We start from the raw sequence: 20,666 nt of genomic DNA on the forward strand, positions 1-20,666 counted from the left end.
AGACTGTTCAACGCGCCACCCCAAAGCTGCATGTTTCGATGCGTCATGCCGCCTGTCCCCGGAACGGCATGCGCTCGCGATGACGCTTATGTGAGGGCGCGGGAATTCCCTAATTGAATGCTTCTTAGAAGGACTCTTAGAAATGCTCCAATATTTCCGTATGTTGCTGCAACATCAGCGGGCTTCGGCGGCGATCACCAAAAGACGATCAGGCGGCCAAACGGCGCCCCAGACCAGCCCAGCGCGGCCGTCCGAATGAAACTTGCCGGCCGGACGAGATGAAACCATTTTGCGGAACCCGCGAAACCATCCGGAAACAGACGGCGCTTAGAAGATGAGCCCGTAGACGACGGCAAAGCCCGTCGGGAGGCTCAGATGAACCACTCAATTCATTCTGCTGATCGTGCGACCCACCTGAAGATCGTGGTGGTGGCGCTGGTGGCCGGCATTGCCGTGGCCGGCCTCGGGATTGCGGCCCGCACCCATGCCGATTACAGCCAGACCGCCCAGTCCACCCAGGTCATCAAGGCCGGCAAGCCGGTGGTGGTGACCAGCGCAGGCACGTCCGAGATTCGCTGAACAACCGAAAAGGTCCGGTTTGATACCAAACGGCCGCCTTCAGGCGGCCTTTTCGTTCGGTTTCACCCATGCGACGGCGCCGCGGGGGATGTTGCCTCCGCCAGGCGCGAGAGGAGCGCAAGAAGATGCCCGCCGGGCACGGCGGGCATCCGTCTTCGAGATCACTCTACCAGGTATAGCGAAGGCCGGCCTGAGTACCCGCGATCGAGGTTCCGAATCCGCCAACCCCAGGCAGCAGGGGGTCCGGCAAGGTGATGCTGCTGCCATGAACTTCGAGGTAGGACGACAGCTGCGGCGTCCAGAGCACGTTGACCTTTGCGGAACCGCGAAGACCATTGGTACCGATCACGCCGGCCGCAACGGGGACCGCACCTCCAACGGCGCCGGCGCCGCTCGCGTCGACGATCCGGTAGTACTGACCTGAGATCGACGGCTGGATCTTAAAGCCCAGCCAGTCCGTCTCGAAGCCGGCGCGCATGCCACCGTGAAATTCGGTTGAATCGCCGGTCTTGCTGCCGAAATTGGCGGTGTAGCCCTCCGAATAGGTTACGCCGACCGTGGGCTCGAACCACACGGTATAGAGGAAGTCGAACCGGTATTGGCCGTTCCAGGTGTAGGCGATGCCGCTGCCGTCCGCGGTCGCGGCAAGGGGCAGATTGGATGTGCTGCGAGTCCAGCTCGCAAGCGCGGTGAAGTCAGTCGAGAAACCGCCGTTGAGATACGACAGGGTGCCGGAAGTCGATGGAATTGAACCATCGGTCGTCAGTCCACCATTCGTGAAGGTGTGCGCCCACGAATGGGAGCCAGTCCCGATGAAGGTCAGCGCGTCGGTTGCAGTGAAGATACCGATCTTGGTCACATCGACTGCGCCGGTCACCGTCGCAACGCTGACCTGGACCCCGCTCGATTGCGCACTGTCGCCACTGCCGACGAGGTTCGCGCCGTAAAGCCAGGTCGCCGGGGGCGGCGCTGCAAGTGCCGGAGCCTTGGCGTAGGCCAGGGCACCGAACGGATTGCTGACACCCCTTGCGGCGAACGGATCACGACGGTCGAAATCCGACTCCTCGCCGCTGAAGCGCAGCATTCCAGGAGGAGTAACGACCCTGCGATGCTGAATCTGGTCGCGGACGTTCTGGATGATGTTCTGAACGGTGTTGTTGATGACTTGCTGCGGAACATTGACCTCCTGTGCGGAGACCGGTCGCGTCGCAAACAGACTAAGCAAAAAAGGTACGGCCACGACAAAGCCGCGGCGGAAAATTCCTGCCCTCATGGTATTCGATCAGCCCCCTGCTGGTTCAGCCCCGAGCCTTGGCAGGAGGTAAATTCCCGCAAGCTTCAGGCGCCGAATTTATTTGCAAAGCACCCGCGGCGTCTTCATCTGATTGGCTGAATTGGGGGTTCGGCTCCATCAAGCGCGCCCAGCTGATGCTCATCTGCAACACTTTCCCAGGCCGCGCTGCACGCCGAGCAACACGCCCGGATACGAGAAGCAACCCAACGCAGGGCGCGCGCCGATATCCCACTACTCCACCGTCGAGCGGTTTCGCTTCTTCGTGGCACCACGCTGCGTTGCCGTCTGGCTCAGCTCCGGACTTTTCTTAGGCTTGCCTGCTTCCCGTGCCCGGATGTGCCGCCGCACGTCCTCTCGAACGTTCTGAATGATCGAGTCGCGTGACGATTCGGCCGGATCATTGCAGCGGGCCACGCTGCACAAAGCGACGAGCAGCGGCAGGGCCAGAATCGGCGCACAGGCGAACTTGACTATCCTGGTCATCCGCAGTCTCCGAAGATGTCGCCGGCCTCGGCCGCCTGCGCCATCAACACCAGCGCAGCGCGACTGGTTTCACCGCTCGCGATGTGCAGCCTCTTGGTCGAAGCATCGCCACTCCCGGTTCACGAAATCCTGAACACGGAGGCCTTTGATGTCGTCATCCAGCATCCCTTGATGTAAAATTCACGAACAAGCCGCCTTAGCCCGTTTCTGCGATTTTTCATTTTCTGAGTTTCTGCCGATGCCTGCCCATTTCGGGATTTTCGTTCTCGCAAGCTCGCGTCCCCTCTTCACGTTGCAGGATCTGGCACGCCGGATCGCCGTTCTCAGCTGCGTAGCATTGTCGATGCTCGTTTCGACAATACTGCAGGCGACCGCCGGAGACAGGATCGCGCTCGTTGTCGGCAACAGCAACTATCGCAAGGTCCCAAAACTCATCAACCCGGCCAACGACGCCGCCGACATGGCGACGTCGCTGGGTCGTCTGGGATATTCCGTCAGACACCTCGCCGACCTCGACTACAATCATTTCCGGCAGGCCCTCATCGAATTCGGCAATGCGGCGAAGACGGCCGACAAGGCGGTGATCTTCTTCGCAGGCCATGGCGTCGAAATGGACGGAAAGAACTGGCTGATCCCGGTCGATGCCGAAATCAAGTCCGAGATCGATGTCTATGCCGAGGCGATCAATCTCGAGACCCTGATCGATATCTCCGTGATGCCGAAGATCATCGGCCTCGTGGTTCTCGACGCCTGCCGCAACGACCCGTTCGAAACGACGAAGGTCGCCGCCGCGGGACGCGCGCTGTCGTCGCGGCCATCCAAGGCCGCCGCGCCAGTGTCCGGCACACCCCGTTCCCCGACGCCTTTCGCGGCCGACACGCGCGGTCTTGCCCCTGTCGAGGTGAGCGACAACGTGCTCGTTGCCTTTGCGGCCGCTGCCGGCACGACGGCGAGCGACGGGGCCGGGCGGAATAGCCCCTACTCCGGCTCGCTCCTGCGCCATGTCGAAACGCCGCAACTCGAGATCAACTATCTCTTCCGGATCGTGCACGACGAAGTCTGGAAGGAGACCGGGACACAAGAGCCGGCAATCTACGGGACGCTGCCGAAGGGCGACATCTATCTCAACGGCGAAGCCGACATCGCAAGCGGCGATGGTGGAGCAGATGCCGAGCAGCTCGCCTGGGAGTTCGTCCGCTCGACCAACGAGATCGCGACCTTGCGCCGTTTCGCCCAGCAATTCCCGGCGAGCGCGCATACGGCCGAGATCGACCAGCGCATTGCGCAGTTGCAGACGGCTGAAACGAACGCCTGGAAGATCGTCGAGCGACAGAAGTCGCTCGCGGCCTACCGCGCCTATTTGGATCTCTATCCGTTTGGCCAGCATGTCGAGAGCGCCCGGGTCGCGCTGGCTTCGCTCGAGAAATCGGCTAAGCCGGGCCAAGCCACCGGGCAGATCGACATGCCCGGTCCGCCACCGGCGAGCTATCAGCTCGCCTCGGCCGAGACGACCACCGGCAATTCGGAGGCAGTCGAGAAGGCATGGGACGTCCTGAAGGAATCACGCGACAAGAGCGTGGTTGGCCGGTTTGCCGAGCGTTATCCGAGCTCGCGCCATAACCGCCTGCCGCCGGGCAGCGACCTTGCCCTGCGACCGGTCAATTCCACCGAACTGATGCTGCAATCAGCGCACGATAGCGACGTGAACGCCTGCTTCGACGGCGATTCCGGGGCGTGCGCCAGATCCATCAAAAAATACCCGGACTACGTCCAGCTTCAATTCCAGCTTTGCCGGTCCAAGGGCATTCCCAAGGGATGCATGATCAACGCGGTGACCGAGGCGCGCAGGCGCGGGCTCCTGGTTTCCGCCTACACCCGCTCGGAAGAGGAAAAGGTTCGCAATCGCGAATATCGGCGAGTGGTTGCACGCGTGAACCAGAATGTCGGCAATGTGGTCAGCGGCGTCGTCAGCAACGTCGTCGGCAACGTGGTCAGCAATGCCGTTTCGACTGCGGTCAGCAATGCCGCGTCGAGCGCAGCAAGCCGGGCGGCATCGCAGGCGGCATCAGCCGCAGCGTCGAACGCTGCCAGCCGATCAGCCTCGAGCGCTGCATCAAGCGCGGCCAGCAGAGCGGCCTCGACTGCCGCTTCGAATGCCGCGAGCCGCGTCACCATTCCATCGGACATCCGCCTCAAGGAGGACATTACGGCACTCGGCTGGACCGATACTGGCCTCCGCCTCTATCGCTATCGATACAAGGGCGATGCGAGGTTCTATGTCGGCGTGATGGCGCAGGAGGTCGCGCGGCAGACTCCCGCGGCGGTGTCGTCTGGAGTGGACGGGTTTCTGCGCGTCGACTATGGTCTGCTCGGCCTCGATTTTCTCACCGACCGCGACTGGATGAGGCGGCAGCTCCGTTCGGGCATCGACTAAGGGACGCGACTCCAACTTGCGCTGGCTGGCACTGTTCATTGCCATCGGGCTTCTCTTCGACGCCGAAGCAGAAGCTTCCAACCGCCGTGTCGCCTTGGTCATTGGAAACGCGAGCTACGCGAACGCGCCGCCGCTCGGCTCTCCCGTCAATGATGCCGAGGACATTGCCGCGGGTCTCGCCGGCCTCGGCTTCGATGTCGATCTGCGCAAGAACACGACCATCGACGATCTGCGCGTGGGGCTCGTCGCCTTCACCGAGAAGTCCGCCGCTGCGGACATCGCGATCTTCTATTTTGCCGGATACAGCGCAGCCGCCGGTGTCGGCAGTTACCTGATCCCCGTCGATGCGCATCTCGCCACACCTGAATCGGCCAACGCAGAGACCGTTCCCCTGGCTGCGGTGACCGCTGCCGCAGGGCGGGCTCGCAGGCTGGGTCTGGTGATCCTGGATGCCATGCGGGAGAACCCGTTCCCTGCGATACCGAATGGCCGCAGCAGCAGCTCTTCCCTGACCTCAGCCGGAAGCACACCGATCCGCAACACGCTCGTGTTCTTTCCAGCGGAGCCGGGGCGGACCGCGGAAGAAGGCGGAGGCCGGAACAGCCCTTTCGCTGCGGCGCTGCTGAAATACCTCCGGCAGGCCGACCTCGAGATCAACTTCGTGTTTCGCAACGTTCGCGACGAGGTTCGGCAGGCAACGCACCGGAAGCAGACGCCCTACATGTATGGTCAGCTTTCCAAGGACAAGATCTATCTCCATCCCGTCAAGCAAGTCGTCCAGGACGATACCGCCGTCATGCAGCACTGCGACAACGCCGTTGCCGGGCTCGCGGATTTGAGGGCAGCCGGCGCCGACCAAGGCGAGACGCGCGACAATCTAAAGGCGGCGAGCGCGGTTGCGGCGTGCGCGGAGGCGGTCAAGCGGTGGCCAGGGGTGGACCGCCTGCACTACCAGCTCGGGCGTTCACTGTTCGCCATGCGCGATTACGGAGGAGCGGTGGCGAGCTACAAGGCGGCATCCGAGCTCGGCAACGCACGCGCGCTCTACGAGCTCGGATTGATGTATGAGAACGGCAACGGCGTCGAGAAAGATCCCGCCCGCTCGCGCTTCTACTATGAGATGGCCGCCGAGAAGAAGATTGCGCCAGCACTCGTCAGCCTCGGCCTACAGCAGGAGCGTGGAATCGGCGCGGCCAGCGATCCCGCAAAGGCCTATGCGTTGTACCAGCGGGCCGCCGAGCTCGGCGATGCGACGGCCATCAACAGGATGGGGGAGCTTGCCGAGAAGGGACTGGGAGCCAGGCGAGACCTGAAATTGGCTCGGGCGCTGTACCAGAGGGGCGCCGCGATGGGCGGACTCGAAGCCCTGGTCAATCTCGCCCGGTGCAACGCCAACGGAATCGGCGGCCGACGGGACCTTGCCGAGGCCAGACGGCTCCTGGCCAAGGCGGCGCAGGCCGGCAGCACAGACGCACGGCGCATCCTCGCGCATATCGAGGAGTCCAAGCCGAAATAAACGTATTCTGGCGGGGAGGAAGCGATCGGGATGAAACGGCAGTCCAAGCGGCGCTTTTGGCCGCAAAATACAGCAACTATTTGATCTATTTGCCAAAAATGGCGCGAGAGACGGGGCTCGAACCCGCGACCTCCGGCGTGACAGGCCGGCGCTCTAACCAACTGAGCTACTCCCGCGTGACACGCAATGTCTGCGGAACGAGGGGGGACTTAAAGGCCCGATCTGGTGAAGTCAAGGATGTTGCATCCACAGCTCAAACCAGCGGATTCCACTGCTGGCACACACGAACGCGGCCCTCGGTAACGCCGGCGGCGTAGTCAGTCCGGTCCCGAATCGTCTACGCCTCCGGGAACTTGCGGGTCAGGGGCCATCTCCCTTCTGGACGACCTGCAAGATCGAGGAGGCCAGACATGGCTAAGAAGGATCCGGCTAAGAAGGATTCTGCGAAGAAGGCGGCCGCGCCCGCCACGATCACGCTCAAGCACCTCGCCGCCGACATTGCCGAGCGCCAGGATGTCTCCAAAAAGCATGCCGAGGCCGTGCTGACCGACATGGTCGATCTGATCACCAAGCACCTCAAGAAGGGCGACCGGGTCCGCATCGTCGGCCTCGGCATCCTCCAGGTCCGCAAGCGCGCCGCCCGCACCGGCCGTAATCCTTCCACCGGCGAAGCGATCCACATCAAGGCCACCAGGAAGGTCGCGTTCCGCCCGGTGAAGGAACTGAAGGAAGCGATCTGAGGCCGCTAAAGCCCGCCCCCGAGCCCGTTGCGGCCGCATCACGGCCCGCTTTTCTGATATACCGCCAGCTTCAAGAACACCCGGCGGTTTGACCAGAATGTCCTCCCTCTCCTTTTCGCATACCGTGACCGAGCGCTTCCTGCGCTACGTCACCATCGACACCCAGTCCGATCCGGCATCCCCCAGCTCGCCGTCGACCGAGAAGCAGAAGGATCTCGGCCGCGTGCTCGCTGCCGAGCTGAAGGCCATGGGCGTTGTGGACGCGCATCTCGACGATTACGGCTACGTCTACGGAACGATCCCGGCCAACACCGACAAGAAGGTGCCGGTGATCTGCTTCTGCTCGCACATGGACACCTCGCCCGACGTCACCGGCAAGGACGTCAAGCCGCAAATCGTGAAGAACTATCGCGGCGGCGACATCACGCTGCCCGGCGACACCAGCCAGGTGATCCGCTTCAATGAGCACCCTTCGCTGAAGAACCAGATCGGCAACGACATCATCACCACCGACGGCACGACGCTATTAGGCGCCGACAACAAGGCCGGCGTCGCCGAGATCATGGATGCCGCGCATTTCTTCATCAACAATCCCGACGTGAAGCACGGCACCATCAAGATCCTGTTCACGCCGGACGAGGAGATCGGCCGCGGCGTCGATAATGTCGACCTGAACAAGCTGGGCGCCGATTTCGGTTACACCATGGACGGCGAGAGCGCCGGCTGCGTCGAGGACGAGACCTTCTCGGCCGACGGCGCCACCATCACCATCAACGGCGTCAGCGCCCATCCCGGCTACGCCAAGGGCAAGATGGAGCACGCGATCAAGATCGCCGCCGCCATCGTCGAGCGTCTGCCGAAGGAGGGCTGCTCGCCCGAGACCACCTCGGGCAAGCAGGGTTTTGTGCATCCGATCGGCATCGACGGCGCGCTCGAACAGGCGACGCTCTCCTTCATCGTCCGCGACTTCACCGAGGAAGGGCTGAAGGAGAAGGAGGCGCTGCTCGAGGGCATCGTCAAGGACGTGATGAAGGACTACCCGCGCTCGACCTACACGTTCGAGGTCAAGGAGCAGTACCGCAACATGAAGCAGGTGATCGATCGTCACCCGCACGTGCTCGAATACGCCATCGAGGCGATCCGCCGCGCCGGCCTGCGCCCGATGCGCACCGCGATCCGCGGCGGCACCGACGGCTCGCGCCTGTCCTTCATGGGCCTGCCCTGCCCCAACATCTTTGCCGGCGAGCACGCGTTCCATTCGCGGCTCGAATGGGTCAGCCGGCAGGACATGGAGAAGGCGGTGCAGACCATCGTGCATCTGGCGATGATCTGGGAAGAGAAGGCCTGACGCTTCCTGAAGAGTCGAATATGGCCGGGCTTGCGCCCGGCCATTTCCATTTGGTTGAGGGGCCTACGGCACCGGCATTGCGCGCGGGTTGCGGTGGAAGCGGTTGGCGCTCGCCATCCAGTTCGGCAACGGCTCTCCATCGCGATGGCGTCCGCCGGCAACCGCCGCGGCCCAGGCCACTGCGGCGCCGATCAGGGTCGCGGCTGCGACCGAGAACGCCACGATGATCGAGTTGCGCCGCGCGCGGTTGATCGCCGTCTTCGCGTCTGCGATCAGGGCGTCAACGCGCTTTTCGGCGTCGGGGGCCGCCAGTCCCGTGACCGCGGCGACCTGCTGCACGAGGTACGTCCGGTCATCGGCGGCGACGCCGCTGTGGCTGGACGACGTCATCAGGATACGTCCGGCTTCGGCGCGCGCTTCCCTTAGGTCGGTGTTCGGAGCGCGGCGCGGCGCGCGGAACAGCTTGTCGAGCTCATAGCTCAACAGGGGCTCGGCGGCCGAGGTGTTGCTCGCCGAGCTGCGCATCGGGGAACGGTCGATCGCGGCAGCGCCGAGAAGGGCCAGCAGCGCGGCGCCGGCCAGGACTGCCAGCGCCCAGGCGGTCAACCCGTGAAGCCCGTCCCGCCGCTCGCCGTCATCCTCGATCGTTGCGAGCGCTGGCTCGGACCGGGTGGTCCGGCCGGCGACGTAACCGCCAAATCCAAAACTGACGATCGCCTGGATGATCAGATAGAGCCCGGAGAGTAGCGCCAGCGCCGCCGACGCATCGCGCCAGCTCGGCGAGGCCGAACTGACACCGAGGCCGACCGCGACACCAAAACCGATCAGGATGAACGACATTGCACTCGCAGCAAGCGCGCCCGCGAACACCGAGCTCCACTGGATGGTTCGAGGCGCCTCAACTGCCAAGCCGCCTTCCATGACCTCTTCCCGCATCAGAGTCTCGACCGTCATCGCGGCGCTCTCAGCGCAGGCCGAAGAACGACAGGATCGCCATGATGACGACGATCAAGCCGATCAGATAAATCAGTCCGTCCATTGTCCGTCCTCCTCAGTCTCTTCTCTCGCTAATCGCGAGGTATGAGGAACGTTCCAAATTGGACAGATCGTATGGAACGAACTTGGAGGATGCGGGTTGTCTGTCCAAGTCCTAGGGATAGAGATTGTGAGCACATGAGGCCTCAGCCGGCTCGTCCGGCTGGGGCCTTTCCGCGTTGCGGCCGGCAGGTTTCCTCCTGTCGTATGTTAACGACGCCGGATCCGGGATCATCAATGATGCGATCGGGGCGGAACCTCCGGATCAGGAGAGGCGCGGTGGACCGCAGAACGGCGTGCCTGCATCAGGCGAATGCATTCCGGGAGAAGGCCCTCGCCGATCCCGAGCACCACGACCAATGGATCGACGAAGCCATCAAATGGCTGGAACGGGCTATGGAGGCGAGCTGTCGGGCGGTCATCACCATGGAAGGTGACAATGGCAGCGACGCTCCGGCCCCCGCGTTCGAAACCATGGCGCCGCATCGGCGCGTCATTATCCGCCAGTGAGAGGCGCTGGCAGCGCATGCACTGCTGCGGCAATTGTTCCAGGGACGTAACAATGTTGCGGGTCGACACTGTTCCCGCACCCATGCTAGGCCGGGCACAGTCCGCAACCAGAGTGAACTCGTGCTCGCAAACCGTCAGCCCTCAGGATCCCGCCGCTCGCGTTTTCCGCGCGGGCTGCTGTCCGTGCTGATCGCGGCGGTCTATCTGCTCGCGGGCGCTCTGCACGGCGCGCACGACATCGACGTCACCACGCCCCGCGGCGGTTCGGAGATCGCCGCGGTCCTCGATGGCGCTACCGGCCATGGCGACCACAAGACCATCGGCGGACATCATTGCCACGGCTGCTTTTCGCTGACCGTGGCACAGCCGGCACCATCGACCGCGGCGATCGCGCTCGTGTCGGCACCGAGCCCGCAACAGGCCCCCCGCCTCGCCGGAATTGTGCCCGATACCGACTCTCCCCCTCCCAGACCTATTGCCTGAACGGATTGGTCGGGCGCGGCGCGCCCATTAGGTTCATCCTTCACAGGTCGATTTTATGTTTTGCAGGGGAATGGCCGCGCGCCTCGCGTGCGCGGCAGCGTGTCTGATTGCAGCATCGGCGCTTGCACCGGCTCACGCCCAGACTTTAACGATGCGAAGCGCGCTGTCGCGCGCGCTGGCGGCGAGCCCGCGCCTGACGGCAGCCGAGCGCGACGTCGGCATCGCCACGGGCCAGCGTATCCAGGCGGGCGCCCTGCTCAATCCGGAACTGTCCTACGAACAGGACGATTCATTCGGCTCCGGCAGATATCGCGGAACGCGCTCGGCGGAGACCACGCTCCAGATCAGCCAGGCCTTCGAGCTGTTCGGCAAGCGCGAGGCGCGGATTGCCGCAGGCGCAGCCGGCGTCGAGGTCGCCGCGATCCAGCGCAAGGCGATCAGGCTGGAGGTGCTGTCGGAGACCGCGATCGCCTTTCTCAGCGTGCTCGGCGCGCAGCGGCGCATCCAGATCCTCGACGAGCAGATCGCCGCGATCGACCGCCTGACGCCGCTTCTGCGCCGCCGTGTCGAGGCCGGTGCCTCCTCGCCGGCCGAGACCGGCCGCGCCGAGGTCGCCTCCGCCCTGGTGAAGGCGGACCGCGAGCGCTTCAAGGCGACGCTGGCGAGCGCCCGGCGCGAGCTTGCGGTGCTGATGGGCGATCCCGCCGCCAAATTCGGCGAGGTGTCCGGCCGGCTCGACACCACCGGGCGGCCGCCGGCGTTCCAGGCCGTGGTTGCCGCCATCGACGCCAATCCGCAGCTGGTGCGCTGGACCGCAGTCTACGCCCAGCGCAATGCCGAGCTGCTACTGGCGCGGCTCAGGCCCTATCCGGACGTGCGGATCGCGGCTGGCTGGCGCCACTTCAACGAAACGGGCGACGATGCGGCGCGGCTGACCGTCTCCGTGCCGATCCCCGTCTTCGACCAGAACCAGGGTAACATCCTCTCGGCCCAGGAAAGCCTCGCCAAGACCAAAGCCGAGCGCGAGGCCAACCGCAACGCGCTGATCGTGATCGCCGGCCGCGCCTATGACTCGCTGCAGGGATCGCTGCGCGAGCTCGCGGTGCTGCGCGAGACCGCAATTCCCAAGGCCGTCGAAGCGTCCGAGGCGATTTCGCAAGGCTATGGCCAGGGCCGCTTCACCCTGCTCGAAGTGCTGGACGCGCAGGCCAGCGTCACCCAGGCGCGGCTGCGCGAGCACGAGGCGCTGCAGAATTTCCACGCCGGCGTGGCCATCATCGAAGGCCTTGTCGGCAATCCCTTTACGCTGGCCCGGGAGAGCGCGCGATGAAGACGTCCTCCACCATCCTTGTAGCCATCGTCGCCGCCGCGCTAGGCGCTTACGGCTATTCCCTGCTCGCAGCGGACAAGCTCGCACACACCGATGATGGCGAGCACGCCGAGCATTCCGAACACAAGAAGCCGAGCGACCATGTCGAGCAGGACGAGCACGGCGCCGACCGCATCCGCATCTCCGACGTCAAGCTGGCGGCCGCGGGCGTCACGCTGGCGGAAGCCGCCAGCGCCACGCTGACCGACACGCTCGCCTTCAACGGCATCCTGCGCGCCAACCAGGAAGCCGTGGTGCAGGTGACGCCGCGCTTTCCGGGCCTCGCCAAATCCATCCAGAAGCGGATCGGCGACAAGGTCGGCAAGGACGACCTGCTCGCCGCGATCGAGAGCAACCAGAGCCTCACCGTCTACGAGCTGAAGGCGCCGATTGCCGGCACCATCATCGAGCGGCAGATCTCGCTCGGCGAATACGCCTCCGAGCAGAAGCCGGCCTTCGTGGTCGCCGACCTCTCCACCATCTGGGTCGACCTGTCGATCTACCGGCAGGACCTCCGCCGCGTCCGCCTCAACGACGAGGTCCTGATCGATCCCGACGACGGCCGCGGCGAGATCAAGGGCACGATCTCCTACATCGCACCGATCGGCTCAAGCGAGACCCAGACCGCGCTGGCGCGCGTGGTGCTGCCAAATCCGGACGGACGGCTGCGGCCCGGCCTGTTCGTCACGGCGCGGCTGATCCTCGCGGCGCGCAATGTCGCGGTTGCCGTGCGCCGCAGCGCGATCCAGACGCTGGAGAACAAGACCATCGTGTTCGTGCGCGAGGACGGCGACAAGATCGAGGCGCGCCCGGTCGAAACAGGCGATTCCGATCCGCGCCATGTCGAGATCAAGGCCGGCCTTTCGGCAGGCGAGCATTACGTCGCGGAGAACAGCTTCGTGGTGAAGGCGGAGATGGGCAAGGGTGAGGCCGAGCATGATTGAGCGCCTCATCGCCCTCTCGCTGCAGCAGCGCTGGCTGGTCCTCCTGCTCGCGCTCGGCGCCGTCGCCTTCGGCGCCTGGAATTTCCAGCGCCTGCCGATCGACGCCGTGCCCGATATCACCAACGTCCAGGTGCAGATCAACACCCGCGCTCCCGGCTATTCGCCGCTCGAGACCGAGCAGCGCATCACCTTCCCGGTCGAGACTGCGATGGGCGGCCTGCCCAAGCTCGACTACACCCGCTCGCTGTCGCGCTACGGACTCAGCCAGGTCACGGTCGTCTTCAAGGACGGCACCGACATCTACTTCGCCCGGCAGCTCGTCGGCGAGCGCATCCAGCAGGTGAAAGACCAGCTGCCGGCGGGTGTCGAGGTCGCGATGAGTCCCATCTCGACCGGCCTCGGCGAAATCTTCATGTACACCGTCGAGGCCAAGGCGGGCGCGAAGACGCAGGGCGACCGCGACTATTCGCTGACCGACTTGCGCACCGTGCAGGACTGGATCATCCGACCGCAGCTTCGCAACGTGCCGGGCGTGATCGAAGTCAACACGATCGGCGGCTTCGAGCGGCAATTCCACGTGCTGCCGGATCCCGGCAAGCTGATGGCCTACCGGCTCGGCTTCCGCGACGTGATGACCGCGCTCGCCGCCAACAACGCCAATGTCGGGGCCGGCTATATCGAGCGCAACGGCGAGCAATATTTGGTTCGCTCGCCGGGCCAGGTCGGCACTGTCAGCGAAATCCAGGACATCGTCATCGGCTCGCGCGGCGGCAATCCGGTCAGGATCAGGGACGTCGCTGCTGTCACCGAGGGGCGCGATTTGCGCACGGGCGCTGCGACCTGGAACGGCGAGGAGACCGTGCTCGGCACCGCCATGCTGCTGATCGGCGAGAACAGCCGGACCGTGGCCCGCCGCGTCGCAGCCCGTCTGGAGGACATCGCCAAATCGCTGCCCGAGGGCGTCGTGACGCGGACCGTCTACGACCGCACCGATCTCGTCGAAGCCACCATCCGCACCGTCCGGAACAACCTGCTGGAAGGCGCGGCGCTGGTGGTCGCCGTGCTGTTCCTGATCCTCGGCAACTTCCGCGCCGCGCTGGTCACGGCCTGCGTCATTCCGCTATCCATGGCGTTGACGATCACCGGCATGGTCGAGACCAAGGTCAGCGCCAACCTGATGAGCTTGGGGGCGATCGACTTCGGCATCATCGTCGACGGCGCCGTGATCATCGTCGAGAACTGCCTGCGCATGCTGGCGGTGGCTCAGCGCGAGAAAGGCGGGCTGCTGACGACGCCCGAACGGCTGCGCGCGATCCTGCGCGGGTCGAGCGAGGTCATCAAGCCGAGCCTGTTCGGAACGCTGATCATCGCCGTGGTCTATTTGCCCGTGCTGACGCTGACCGGCGTCGAGGGCAAGATGTTCACGCCGATGGCGCTGACGGTGCTGATGGCGCTGGGCGCGGCCGTGCTGTTCTCCATCACCTTCGTGCCGGCGGCCGTCGCCATCTTCGTCACCGGCAAGGTGTCCGAGCACGAAAACCTCTTCATGCGCGCGGCGAAGCGCGCCTACCTCCCCCTGCTCCGCTTTGCCATCGATAACCGGCTCGCCGTCGCCCTGTCCGCCGTGCTCATCGTGACCGCGAGCGGCCTCGCCGCCTCGCGCATGGGCGGCGAGTTCATTCCGAGTCTCGACGAAGGCGACGTCGCGCTGGCCTCGATCCGGATTCCAGGTACCAGCCTCACGCAGTCGCTGGACCTGCAGAAGGCGCTGGAAAAGCGCATCATGCAGATTCCGGAGGTGAAGGAGTTCTTCACCCGCATCGGCACCGCGGAGATCGCCACCGACCCGATGTCGCCGGCGCAGACCGATGGCTACGTCATGCTGAAGCCGCGCGCCGAATGGCCCGATCCGGGCAAGTCGAAATCGGAGGTGGTCGAGGCCATCGAGCATGCTGCAGACGAGATTCCCGGCAGCGCCTACGAAATCTCCCAGCCGATCCAGTTCCGCGTCAACGAGCTGATCTCGGGCGTCCGCACCGATGTCGGCGTCAAGATCTTCGGCGACGACCTCGACATCCTGCAAGGCGCCGCCAAGCAGGTGGAGGCCGCGATCCGCGGCATCCGCGGCGCCAGCGACGTCAAGATCGAGCAGGTCTCGGGCTTGCCGATCCTCACCGTCCGCCTCGATCGCCAGGCGCTTGCCCGCTACGGCCTCAGCGTCGCCGAGGTGCAGGGCATCGTCGAGATCGCGGTCGGCGGCAAGTCGGCCGGCAAGCTGTTCGAAGGCGATCGCCGCTTCGACATCGTGGTGCGCCTGCCGGAGCACCTGCGCGGCAATCTCGAGGCGATCCGGGCGATCCCGATCCCACTGCCGCCCGCCGAGGAGGCGGCAACCGGCAGCGCCGTTCGAACGGCGCTGGCCAGCTCTCCCCTCGCCCAGATGCGCTACGTGCCGTTGTCGTCGGTCGCCACCGTCGATGCGACGCCGGGGCCGAACCAGATCAGCCGCGAGAACGGCAAGCGGCGCATCGTCGTCACGGCCAATGTCCGTGCGCGCGACCTCGGCTCTTTCGTCGCGGAGGCCGAGGCGGCCGTTGCCGAGAAAGTCAAGCTGCCGCCGGGTTACTGGATCGGCTGGGGCGGCCAGTTCGAGCAGTTGGTCTCGGCCACCAAGCGGCTGACGATCGTGGTTCCGGTGGCGCTGCTCTTGGTGTTCCTGCTGCTGTTCATGGGCATGGGATCGGCGGCGGATGCGGCGCTGGTGTTCTCCGGCGTGCCGCTGGCGCTGACCGGCGGCGTCGCGGCGCTGCTGCTGCGCGACATTCCGCTATCCATCAGCGCCGGCGTCGGCTTCATCGCGCTATCCGGCGTTGCCGTGCTCAATGGCCTCGTCATCATCGCCTTCATCGAGCGTCTGCGCAGCGAGGGACGCTCGGTCGCGGAGGCCGTGCGCGAAGGCGCGCTGACACGGCTGCGCCCGGTGCTGATGACGGCGCTCGTCGCCTCGCTCGGCTTCGTGCCGATGGCGCTCGCCACCGGCGCCGGCGCCGAGGTGCAGCGGCCGCTCGCAACCGTGGTGATCGGCGGCATTCTCTCCTCGACCGTGCTGACGCTGCTGGTGCTGCCGGCGCTGTACGTGCTCTTCCGCCGTGACGTGGCAGATGAAACGCCTACAATGGCCCCTGATTTGGCGGCGTCTGCGGAGCGCTAGAATTGGGCAGCCACGACCACCACGGTCATCACGACCATGATCATGCGGGCCACTCGCATGCGCATGGCCAAACACACGATCATGGTCATGGACACGGCCATGTCCATGCACCCGCCAATTTCGGCAAGGCGTTCGCGCTCGGCATTACGCTCAACATCGCGCTCGTCGTCGCCGAGGCGGTTTACGGCTATGTCGGCAACTCCACCGCCCTGCTCGCCGATGCCGGCCATAACCTGTCGGACGTGCTCGGCCTCGTCATCGCCTGGGGCGCCTCGATCGCAGCCCGCCGCGCGCCCAAAGGCCGCTTTACCTACGGCTTTCGCGCCTCCACCATCCTGGCGGCGCTGGCCAATGCGGTGTTCCTGCTGGTCGCGACCGGCGCGATCGGCTGGGAGGCGATCCTGCGCCTGCGCGAGCCGGAGCCGGTCGCAGGCGTCACCGTGATGGTGGTCGCCGGCATCGGCATCCTCATCAACGGTTTCACCGCCCTGCTGTTCGCTGGCGGACGCAAGGACGACATCAACATCGAAGGCGCGTATCTGCACATGGCCGCCGACGCCGCGGTCTCGCTCGGCGTCGTGGTCTCGGCCGCGCTGATCATCTGGACCGGCTGGCTCTGGCTCGATCCCATCACCAGCCTCATCATCTGCGCCACCATCCTCTGGAGCACGACCAGCCTCTTGCGCGGCTCCATCGACATGTCGATGGCGGCCGCGCCCAAGGGTACCGACCTCGCCGCAATCAGGGCGTTCCTGCTGGCGCGACCGGGCGTCTCGGCGATTCACGATCTCCACGTCTGGCCAATCTCGACCACCGAGACGGCGCTGACCTGCCACCTCGTTATGCCCGCAGGCAGCGACGACGCATTCCTGATGCAGACGACGGAGCTCCTCAAGACATCCTTCCGCATCGGCCACACCACGCTCCAGGTCGAGACGCATCCCGACAACGGCTGCGCGCTCGCGCCGGATGATGTGGTGTGAGGCGACTCTGCCTCCGCATCGTCATTGCGAGGAGCCGTTGCGACGAAGCAATCTAGATTGTCTCCGCGGAGGGATTCTGGATTGCTTCGCTTCGCTCGCAATGACGGTGGAGAGCGCTGCGCCCTACCCCGCCTTCGCCGTCACGATCCAGATCGCGCCCTGGAGCGCCACGCTCTGCTCCTTCAGGAACGGCGCGAGCGCCTCGCGGATCGAAGCCTTGGCAGCTTCATAAGTCTCGGGCGGATGGCCCTGGAGTGCGCGGCTGGCGGGACCGATCTGGAGAGAGCCGTCGACGGCGGCCTCGAGCCCGCCGCCGATAGCAATGTCCATCGCCAGATTGTGCGGCTCCATCGCGACGTCCGCGAATCCTGCGCCTTTCAGGATGCGCATGACGCGCTCTTCCGAAGCAAAGGCGAACGGGCCCGGCTCCTCCGGCCCAACCGGCGGCATCTTGGGCACGTGCTTGTAGACCGCCATCAGCGGCGTCATCGCCCACGGATTTTCCTTCGGCTCCCGCCAGCAGGCGAAGGCGAGCCGGCCGGCCGGCTTCAGCGCGCGACGCAGATTGGCGAAGGACGCGATCGGATCGGCAAAGAACATCACGCCGAAGCGTGAAGCGAGCAGATCGAAGCTCGCCGGTTCGAACGGATAAACGGTCGCATCCGCCAGCACGAAGTCGAGCGGCAGGCCCTTCGGCGCGAGCGCCCGCGCCTGCGCCAGCATCGGCTCGGAGACGTCGAGGCCAAGCGCGAAGCCATCGGGCGCCACCGCCTTTGCGAAGGCAAACGTCGTCGCGCCGGAGCCGCAGCCGACATCCAGAACGCGCTCGCCCGGCTTCGGCTTGGCGCGGTCGATCAACACGTCGGCAATAGGGCCGAGCAGCTTCTCCTGCGCCGCGTGGCGATCGGCCCAGCGCTGCCCGCTCGGCCCGTTCCAATAGGCGATCTGGTCGGCGTTCTCTGCGTGCCCGGCGGGTCGTTCCATTCAAGGCTCCATCATCTATTCTTGCTCTATCATAGAAGCTTGTTCGGTCGAAAAGCGGACGCCCTAACGTCAGGCACGTGTGAGAGCGCTTTGGAGGTCGCGCGACGGATTGCCGCGTCGGCGCGTACCGGCCCGTCCGGGCCGCGTCCGATCAGAGACTGACTTTCGGAAAACTGTTGATGTCCGCAGCACTGGACTGCACGCGTCGAACCGTCAGAACCCTCTGCTAGCAAAGAGGTTCTTCTGGACGCCATCCGGTCCCTTCGAAGGGCCAAGGCGCGCACCCTCTGCTCCCACGAGACCGACACCAGAAACGCGGTGTCGCGAAAAGCCCGGCTCGCGGCTGGATATGCACAGGCGAGCCGCACACTTTCCGCGATTGTAGCCTTCCTGCAACAGCATTCTGAATCAAACTTCGTATGTTTGTCCCGAGGAGTCGATTGTGGCTTGGCGAGGGGTCGCTTGGCCGCGGTCTGGTGGAATGGGAATGTTTGGAATGAAGCAGGTTGCGCCCGCCCTCGTGGCATTGGTGACGTTTTCCGGATCAGCATTGGCAGCCGACCTTCCGCGCAAATACGCCAAGCCACCGGCTGTCGCCGCAGCTTTCGTCAACTGGACCGGCTGCTATGTCGCGGGCGGCGGCGGCTACGGCATGTGGAATCAGGAAAATTCGACTTTTGTCGACGGTCCGCTCCGCTTTCAGAATGCCGATACGATCACCACCGGTGGCCGCGGGTACTTCGGGACGGTACAGGCGGGATGCGACTATCAGTTTGCGGCGGCCAGCGAGCGCTTCGTGATCGGCGCCTTCGGTGATTATGATTTCGCCAGTCTAACCGGGCGGCTCACTCCCTCCGGCTTCTCGATGGTTGGCGACGAGAAAATGAGCTCGGCCTGGGCGGTCGGCGGCCGTCTCGGCTGGCTGGCGACGCCTAGCCTGCTGACCTATGTCTCGGCGGGTTACACCGAAGCGACCTTCGACCGCACGAACTTCAATCTGAACTTTCCGCCCTTCGGAGTTGCGGCCGGCCTCTATCAGGACAAGCGAACCTACGATGGCTGGTTCATCGGCTCCGGCGCCGAATATGCGCTGGGCTTCCTGCCGGGTCTCTTCTGGAAAACGGAATACCGCTTCTCCGACTTCAATGTCGGCACAAATCCGATCCGGGATACGGCGAGCGGATTGCCGATCGGCTTTTCCGAGGATTCGAAGAAGTACGTCCACACTGTCCGCAGCGAGTTGGTCTACCGCTTCAATTCGAGCGGCCCCGCCGCCGATGTGACGTCCCCTGCCTATCTGAAGGCGCCTCCGGCCCCCACGCCGCTCACGAATTGGACCGGCTGCCACGTCGGCGGCGGCGGAGGCTATGGGCTCTGGAATCAGGACAACACGACCTACATCGATGGCCCCACCAGAACCCGCTTCAGCGATACAGCAACGACCGGAGGCCGCGGCTTCTTCGGGACTGTGCAGGGCGGCTGCGACTACCAGTTTGCGGCAGCGGGCGCGGCCTTCGTCGTCGGCGCATTCGGTGACTACGATATCGGCAGCCTCAAGGGCCAGCTCAGCCCGCCTCGCTTCGGGATCGTGGGTGAAGAGAAGATGAGCTCGGCCTGGGCGGGCGGCGGCCGGCTCGGCTGGCTGGCGACCCCGAGCCTCCTGACCTATTTCTCAGTCGGCTATACCGAAGCCAGCTTTGACCGTACCGATTTCACCCTCAACGCTGCGCCGTTCGGAAGACCAAGCGGCGTGTTCATGGACAAGCGTACCTACAGGGGCTGGTTCATCGGCGCCGGCGAAGAACACGCGCTGAAGATCGTGCCGGGCTTGTTCTGGAAGACCGAATATCGGTTCTCTGAATTCGACACCGCAACGAACGCCGTCCGCGACACGGCAACGGGTCTGTCCGTTGGAGCGTCGATCGATTCCGAGAAATGGGTTCACGCCGTTCGCAGCCAGCTGGTCTATCGCTTCAACTGGGGCGGAGGCCCCGTCGTGGCGAAGTACTGATCACCCCACTGCTGGTCGTCGCTAAGGCAAAGCTCCGGTTCGTCCGGGGCTTTTGCTTTCTGCATTCGGTCAATATGAAAGTCTGGAACAGAGTTGCGCTTTGGGCTCCGGACCCGACGCAAGCGTCTCATCCGCGCGCATTGCGGCCGCATTGTTTCACCGAACGGCCACATCGGAATCAGATGCCAACCAGATTTCCGCGCTAGGTTCGGGCTTCCTCAAACTGGAAAAGGCATGACCATGCGCAGCTTCACGGCATCCGTCCTCGTTGCAGCTCTCTCGCTGGGAACACCTGCCCTGGTGCAGGCACAGGGCGCATCGTCGCAATCCGACACGGAGCAATCGTCCACGCAATCCAGCACTGTGATCCGGAGCATACAGGTTGTGGACGTCAAGGAACTGCAGCCGGCCGTGCGCGCGAAGGTCGATGAACTCGTGGCGCATACGAGCGAGACGGACATCCAGTCGCTTCGGCAGTCCATCGACGCCACACCGCAGGCCGCCTCCGTGCTCAAGGCCAAGGGCTTGAGCTCGGCACAAGTCGTCGCGATCAACATCGTCGACGGTGTCCTGACGATGTTCACCAAGACAGCCTGACACCCGCAGCATGATCGCTGGCTCCTCGGCCTTACGTCGAGATCGCGCTGCGAGAAAGATTGCCCTGCAGCGGACCTGCTGCAGGGTTGGCCGTGTCCGGCATGAAAGCTCTCACCGGGCCGGCAATTGCAGCCGGGTCGGGCGC

The 20,666-nt window shown here is 64.7% G+C and carries 17 protein-coding genes and 1 tRNA gene; 13 read left to right on the top strand and 5 right to left on the bottom strand.

All coding sequences use genetic code 11. The annotated features are described in order from the left end of the window. Nucleotides 1-375: 375 nt before the first annotated feature. A complete protein-coding gene (locus tag I6F37_RS01300) occupies nt 376-579 on the top strand; it encodes a hypothetical protein (RefSeq protein WP_225150074.1) in 204 nt (67 codons plus the stop codon). Nucleotides 580-745: 166 nt separating this feature from the next. On the opposite strand, the gene I6F37_RS01305 is transcribed toward I6F37_RS01300, so the two are convergent. Both I6F37_RS01305 and I6F37_RS01310 read right to left on the bottom strand, forming a co-directional pair. Beyond that, complete coding sequence (locus I6F37_RS01305; protein WP_162131170.1) at nt 746-1,852, bottom strand: autotransporter outer membrane beta-barrel domain-containing protein; 1,107 nt, start codon at nt 1,850-1,852, stop codon at nt 746-748. A gap of 252 nt (nt 1,853-2,104) precedes the next feature. Next, nucleotides 2,105-2,356, bottom strand: a complete 252-nt coding sequence (locus I6F37_RS01310) for a hypothetical protein (protein WP_036010209.1) — start codon at nt 2,354-2,356, stop codon at nt 2,105-2,107. Between the two features lie 343 nt (nt 2,357-2,699). On the opposite strand from I6F37_RS01310, the gene I6F37_RS01315 reads away from it, so the two are divergent. Together I6F37_RS01315 and I6F37_RS01320 are read left to right on the top strand one after the other, a co-directional pair. Then, nucleotides 2,700-4,790 (top strand): caspase family protein, encoded by a 2,091-nt coding sequence (locus tag I6F37_RS01315; protein WP_162131171.1) that lies wholly within the window; start codon nt 2,700-2,702, stop codon nt 4,788-4,790. A gap of 16 nt (nt 4,791-4,806) precedes the next feature. Beyond that, complete coding sequence (locus tag I6F37_RS01320; RefSeq protein ID WP_225150076.1) at nt 4,807-6,306, top strand: caspase family protein; 1,500 nt, start codon at nt 4,807-4,809, stop codon at nt 6,304-6,306. Nucleotides 6,307-6,405: 99 nt separating this feature from the next. Here the strand turns inward: I6F37_RS01320 and I6F37_RS01325 are convergent. Then, a tRNA-Asp gene (locus I6F37_RS01325) sits at nt 6,406-6,482 on the bottom strand. 234 nt (nt 6,483-6,716) lie between these two features. Between I6F37_RS01325 and I6F37_RS01330 the strand changes: the two genes are divergently transcribed. Together I6F37_RS01330 and pepT are read left to right on the top strand one after the other, a co-directional pair. Then, nucleotides 6,717-7,046, top strand: coding sequence for an HU family DNA-binding protein (locus tag I6F37_RS01330; protein WP_036010212.1), 330 nt, complete (start codon nt 6,717-6,719; stop codon nt 7,044-7,046). Between the two features lie 97 nt (nt 7,047-7,143). After that, nucleotides 7,144-8,394: a peptidase T gene (gene pepT / locus I6F37_RS01335; protein ID WP_036010215.1), complete on the top strand. Its 1,251-nt coding sequence runs from the start codon at nt 7,144-7,146 to the stop codon at nt 8,392-8,394. Between the two features lie 63 nt (nt 8,395-8,457). On the opposite strand, the gene I6F37_RS01340 is transcribed toward pepT, so the two are convergent. Continuing rightward, the gene (locus I6F37_RS01340) at nt 8,458-9,348 is read right to left on the bottom strand and encodes a hypothetical protein (protein ID WP_036010217.1); all 891 of its coding nucleotides are present in this window, start codon (nt 9,346-9,348) and stop codon (nt 8,458-8,460) included. Between the two features lie 360 nt (nt 9,349-9,708). On the opposite strand from I6F37_RS01340, the gene I6F37_RS01345 reads away from it, so the two are divergent. The 6 genes from I6F37_RS01345 (at nt 9,709) to I6F37_RS01370 (ending at nt 16,929) form a co-directional block, all read left to right on the top strand. Continuing rightward, nucleotides 9,709-9,939 carry a hypothetical protein gene (locus I6F37_RS01345; protein ID WP_051057014.1) on the top strand — a complete coding sequence of 77 codons (231 nt, stop codon included), beginning with the start codon at nt 9,709-9,711 and terminating at the stop codon, nt 9,937-9,939. Nucleotides 9,940-10,059: 120 nt separating this feature from the next. After that, nucleotides 10,060-10,422, top strand: a complete 363-nt coding sequence (locus I6F37_RS01350; protein WP_036010221.1) for a hypothetical protein — start codon at nt 10,060-10,062, stop codon at nt 10,420-10,422. A gap of 55 nt (nt 10,423-10,477) precedes the next feature. Beyond that, the gene (ihpA, locus tag I6F37_RS01355; protein WP_225150078.1) at nt 10,478-11,752 is read left to right on the top strand and encodes a divalent metal ion exporter subunit IhpA; all 1,275 of its coding nucleotides are present in this window, start codon (nt 10,478-10,480) and stop codon (nt 11,750-11,752) included. Then, the gene (gene ihpB / locus I6F37_RS01360; protein ID WP_225150079.1) at nt 11,749-12,735 is read left to right on the top strand and encodes a divalent metal ion exporter adaptor subunit IhpB; all 987 of its coding nucleotides are present in this window, start codon (nt 11,749-11,751) and stop codon (nt 12,733-12,735) included. Before ihpA ends, ihpB begins: the two co-directional genes overlap by 4 nt. Beyond that, nucleotides 12,728-15,946, top strand: coding sequence for an efflux RND transporter permease subunit (locus tag I6F37_RS01365; protein ID WP_225150080.1), 3,219 nt, complete (start codon nt 12,728-12,730; stop codon nt 15,944-15,946). Before ihpB ends, I6F37_RS01365 begins: the two co-directional genes overlap by 8 nt. Before the next feature lie 2 nt (nt 15,947-15,948). Then, a complete protein-coding gene (locus I6F37_RS01370) occupies nt 15,949-16,929 on the top strand; it encodes a cation diffusion facilitator family transporter (protein ID WP_225150081.1) in 981 nt (326 codons plus the stop codon). Nucleotides 16,930-17,052: 123 nt separating this feature from the next. Here I6F37_RS01370 and I6F37_RS01375 read toward each other — a convergent pair whose 3' ends face one another. Then, nucleotides 17,053-17,913 carry a class I SAM-dependent methyltransferase gene (locus I6F37_RS01375; protein WP_225147176.1) on the bottom strand — a complete coding sequence of 287 codons (861 nt, stop codon included), beginning with the start codon at nt 17,911-17,913 and terminating at the stop codon, nt 17,053-17,055. A gap of 496 nt (nt 17,914-18,409) precedes the next feature. Here I6F37_RS01375 and I6F37_RS01380 point away from each other — a divergent pair, with 496 nt between their 5' ends. Both I6F37_RS01380 and I6F37_RS01385 read left to right on the top strand, forming a co-directional pair. Then, a complete protein-coding gene (locus I6F37_RS01380) occupies nt 18,410-19,924 on the top strand; it encodes an outer membrane protein (RefSeq protein ID WP_225150082.1) in 1,515 nt (504 codons plus the stop codon). A 234-nt stretch (nt 19,925-20,158) separates the two neighbouring features. After that, complete coding sequence (locus I6F37_RS01385) at nt 20,159-20,521, top strand: hypothetical protein (RefSeq protein ID WP_051057016.1); 363 nt, start codon at nt 20,159-20,161, stop codon at nt 20,519-20,521. The last annotated feature ends 145 nt before the right edge of the window (nt 20,522-20,666 follow it).

It is taken from the genome of Bradyrhizobium sp. NBAIM08, from assembly GCF_020193935.1.
GTDB classification, from domain to species: domain Bacteria; phylum Pseudomonadota; class Alphaproteobacteria; order Rhizobiales; family Xanthobacteraceae; genus Bradyrhizobium; species Bradyrhizobium yuanmingense.

Coding starts and splice junctions, on each gene's coding strand:
- ihpB (WP_225150079.1), top strand. CDS start 11,749: ATGAAGACGTCCTCCACCATCCTTGTAGCCATCGTCGCCGCCGCGCTA.
- I6F37_RS01330 (WP_036010212.1), top strand. CDS start 6,717: ATGGCTAAGAAGGATCCGGCTAAGAAGGATTCTGCGAAGAAGGCGGCC.
- I6F37_RS01305 (WP_162131170.1), bottom strand. CDS start 1,852: ATGAGGGCAGGAATTTTCCGCCGCGGCTTTGTCGTGGCCGTACCTTTT.
- I6F37_RS01375 (WP_225147176.1), bottom strand. CDS start 17,913: ATGGAACGACCCGCCGGGCACGCAGAGAACGCCGACCAGATCGCCTAT.
- I6F37_RS01365 (WP_225150080.1), top strand. CDS start 12,728: ATGATTGAGCGCCTCATCGCCCTCTCGCTGCAGCAGCGCTGGCTGGTC.
- pepT (WP_036010215.1), top strand. CDS start 7,144: ATGTCCTCCCTCTCCTTTTCGCATACCGTGACCGAGCGCTTCCTGCGC.
- I6F37_RS01315 (WP_162131171.1), top strand. CDS start 2,700: ATGCTCGTTTCGACAATACTGCAGGCGACCGCCGGAGACAGGATCGCG.
- I6F37_RS01340 (WP_036010217.1), bottom strand. CDS start 9,348: ATGACGGTCGAGACTCTGATGCGGGAAGAGGTCATGGAAGGCGGCTTG.
- ihpA (WP_225150078.1), top strand. CDS start 10,478: ATGTTTTGCAGGGGAATGGCCGCGCGCCTCGCGTGCGCGGCAGCGTGT.
- I6F37_RS01310 (WP_036010209.1), bottom strand. CDS start 2,356: ATGACCAGGATAGTCAAGTTCGCCTGTGCGCCGATTCTGGCCCTGCCG.
- I6F37_RS01385 (WP_051057016.1), top strand. CDS start 20,159: ATGACCATGCGCAGCTTCACGGCATCCGTCCTCGTTGCAGCTCTCTCG.
- I6F37_RS01380 (WP_225150082.1), top strand. CDS start 18,410: ATGAAGCAGGTTGCGCCCGCCCTCGTGGCATTGGTGACGTTTTCCGGA.
- I6F37_RS01300 (WP_225150074.1), top strand. CDS start 376: ATGAACCACTCAATTCATTCTGCTGATCGTGCGACCCACCTGAAGATC.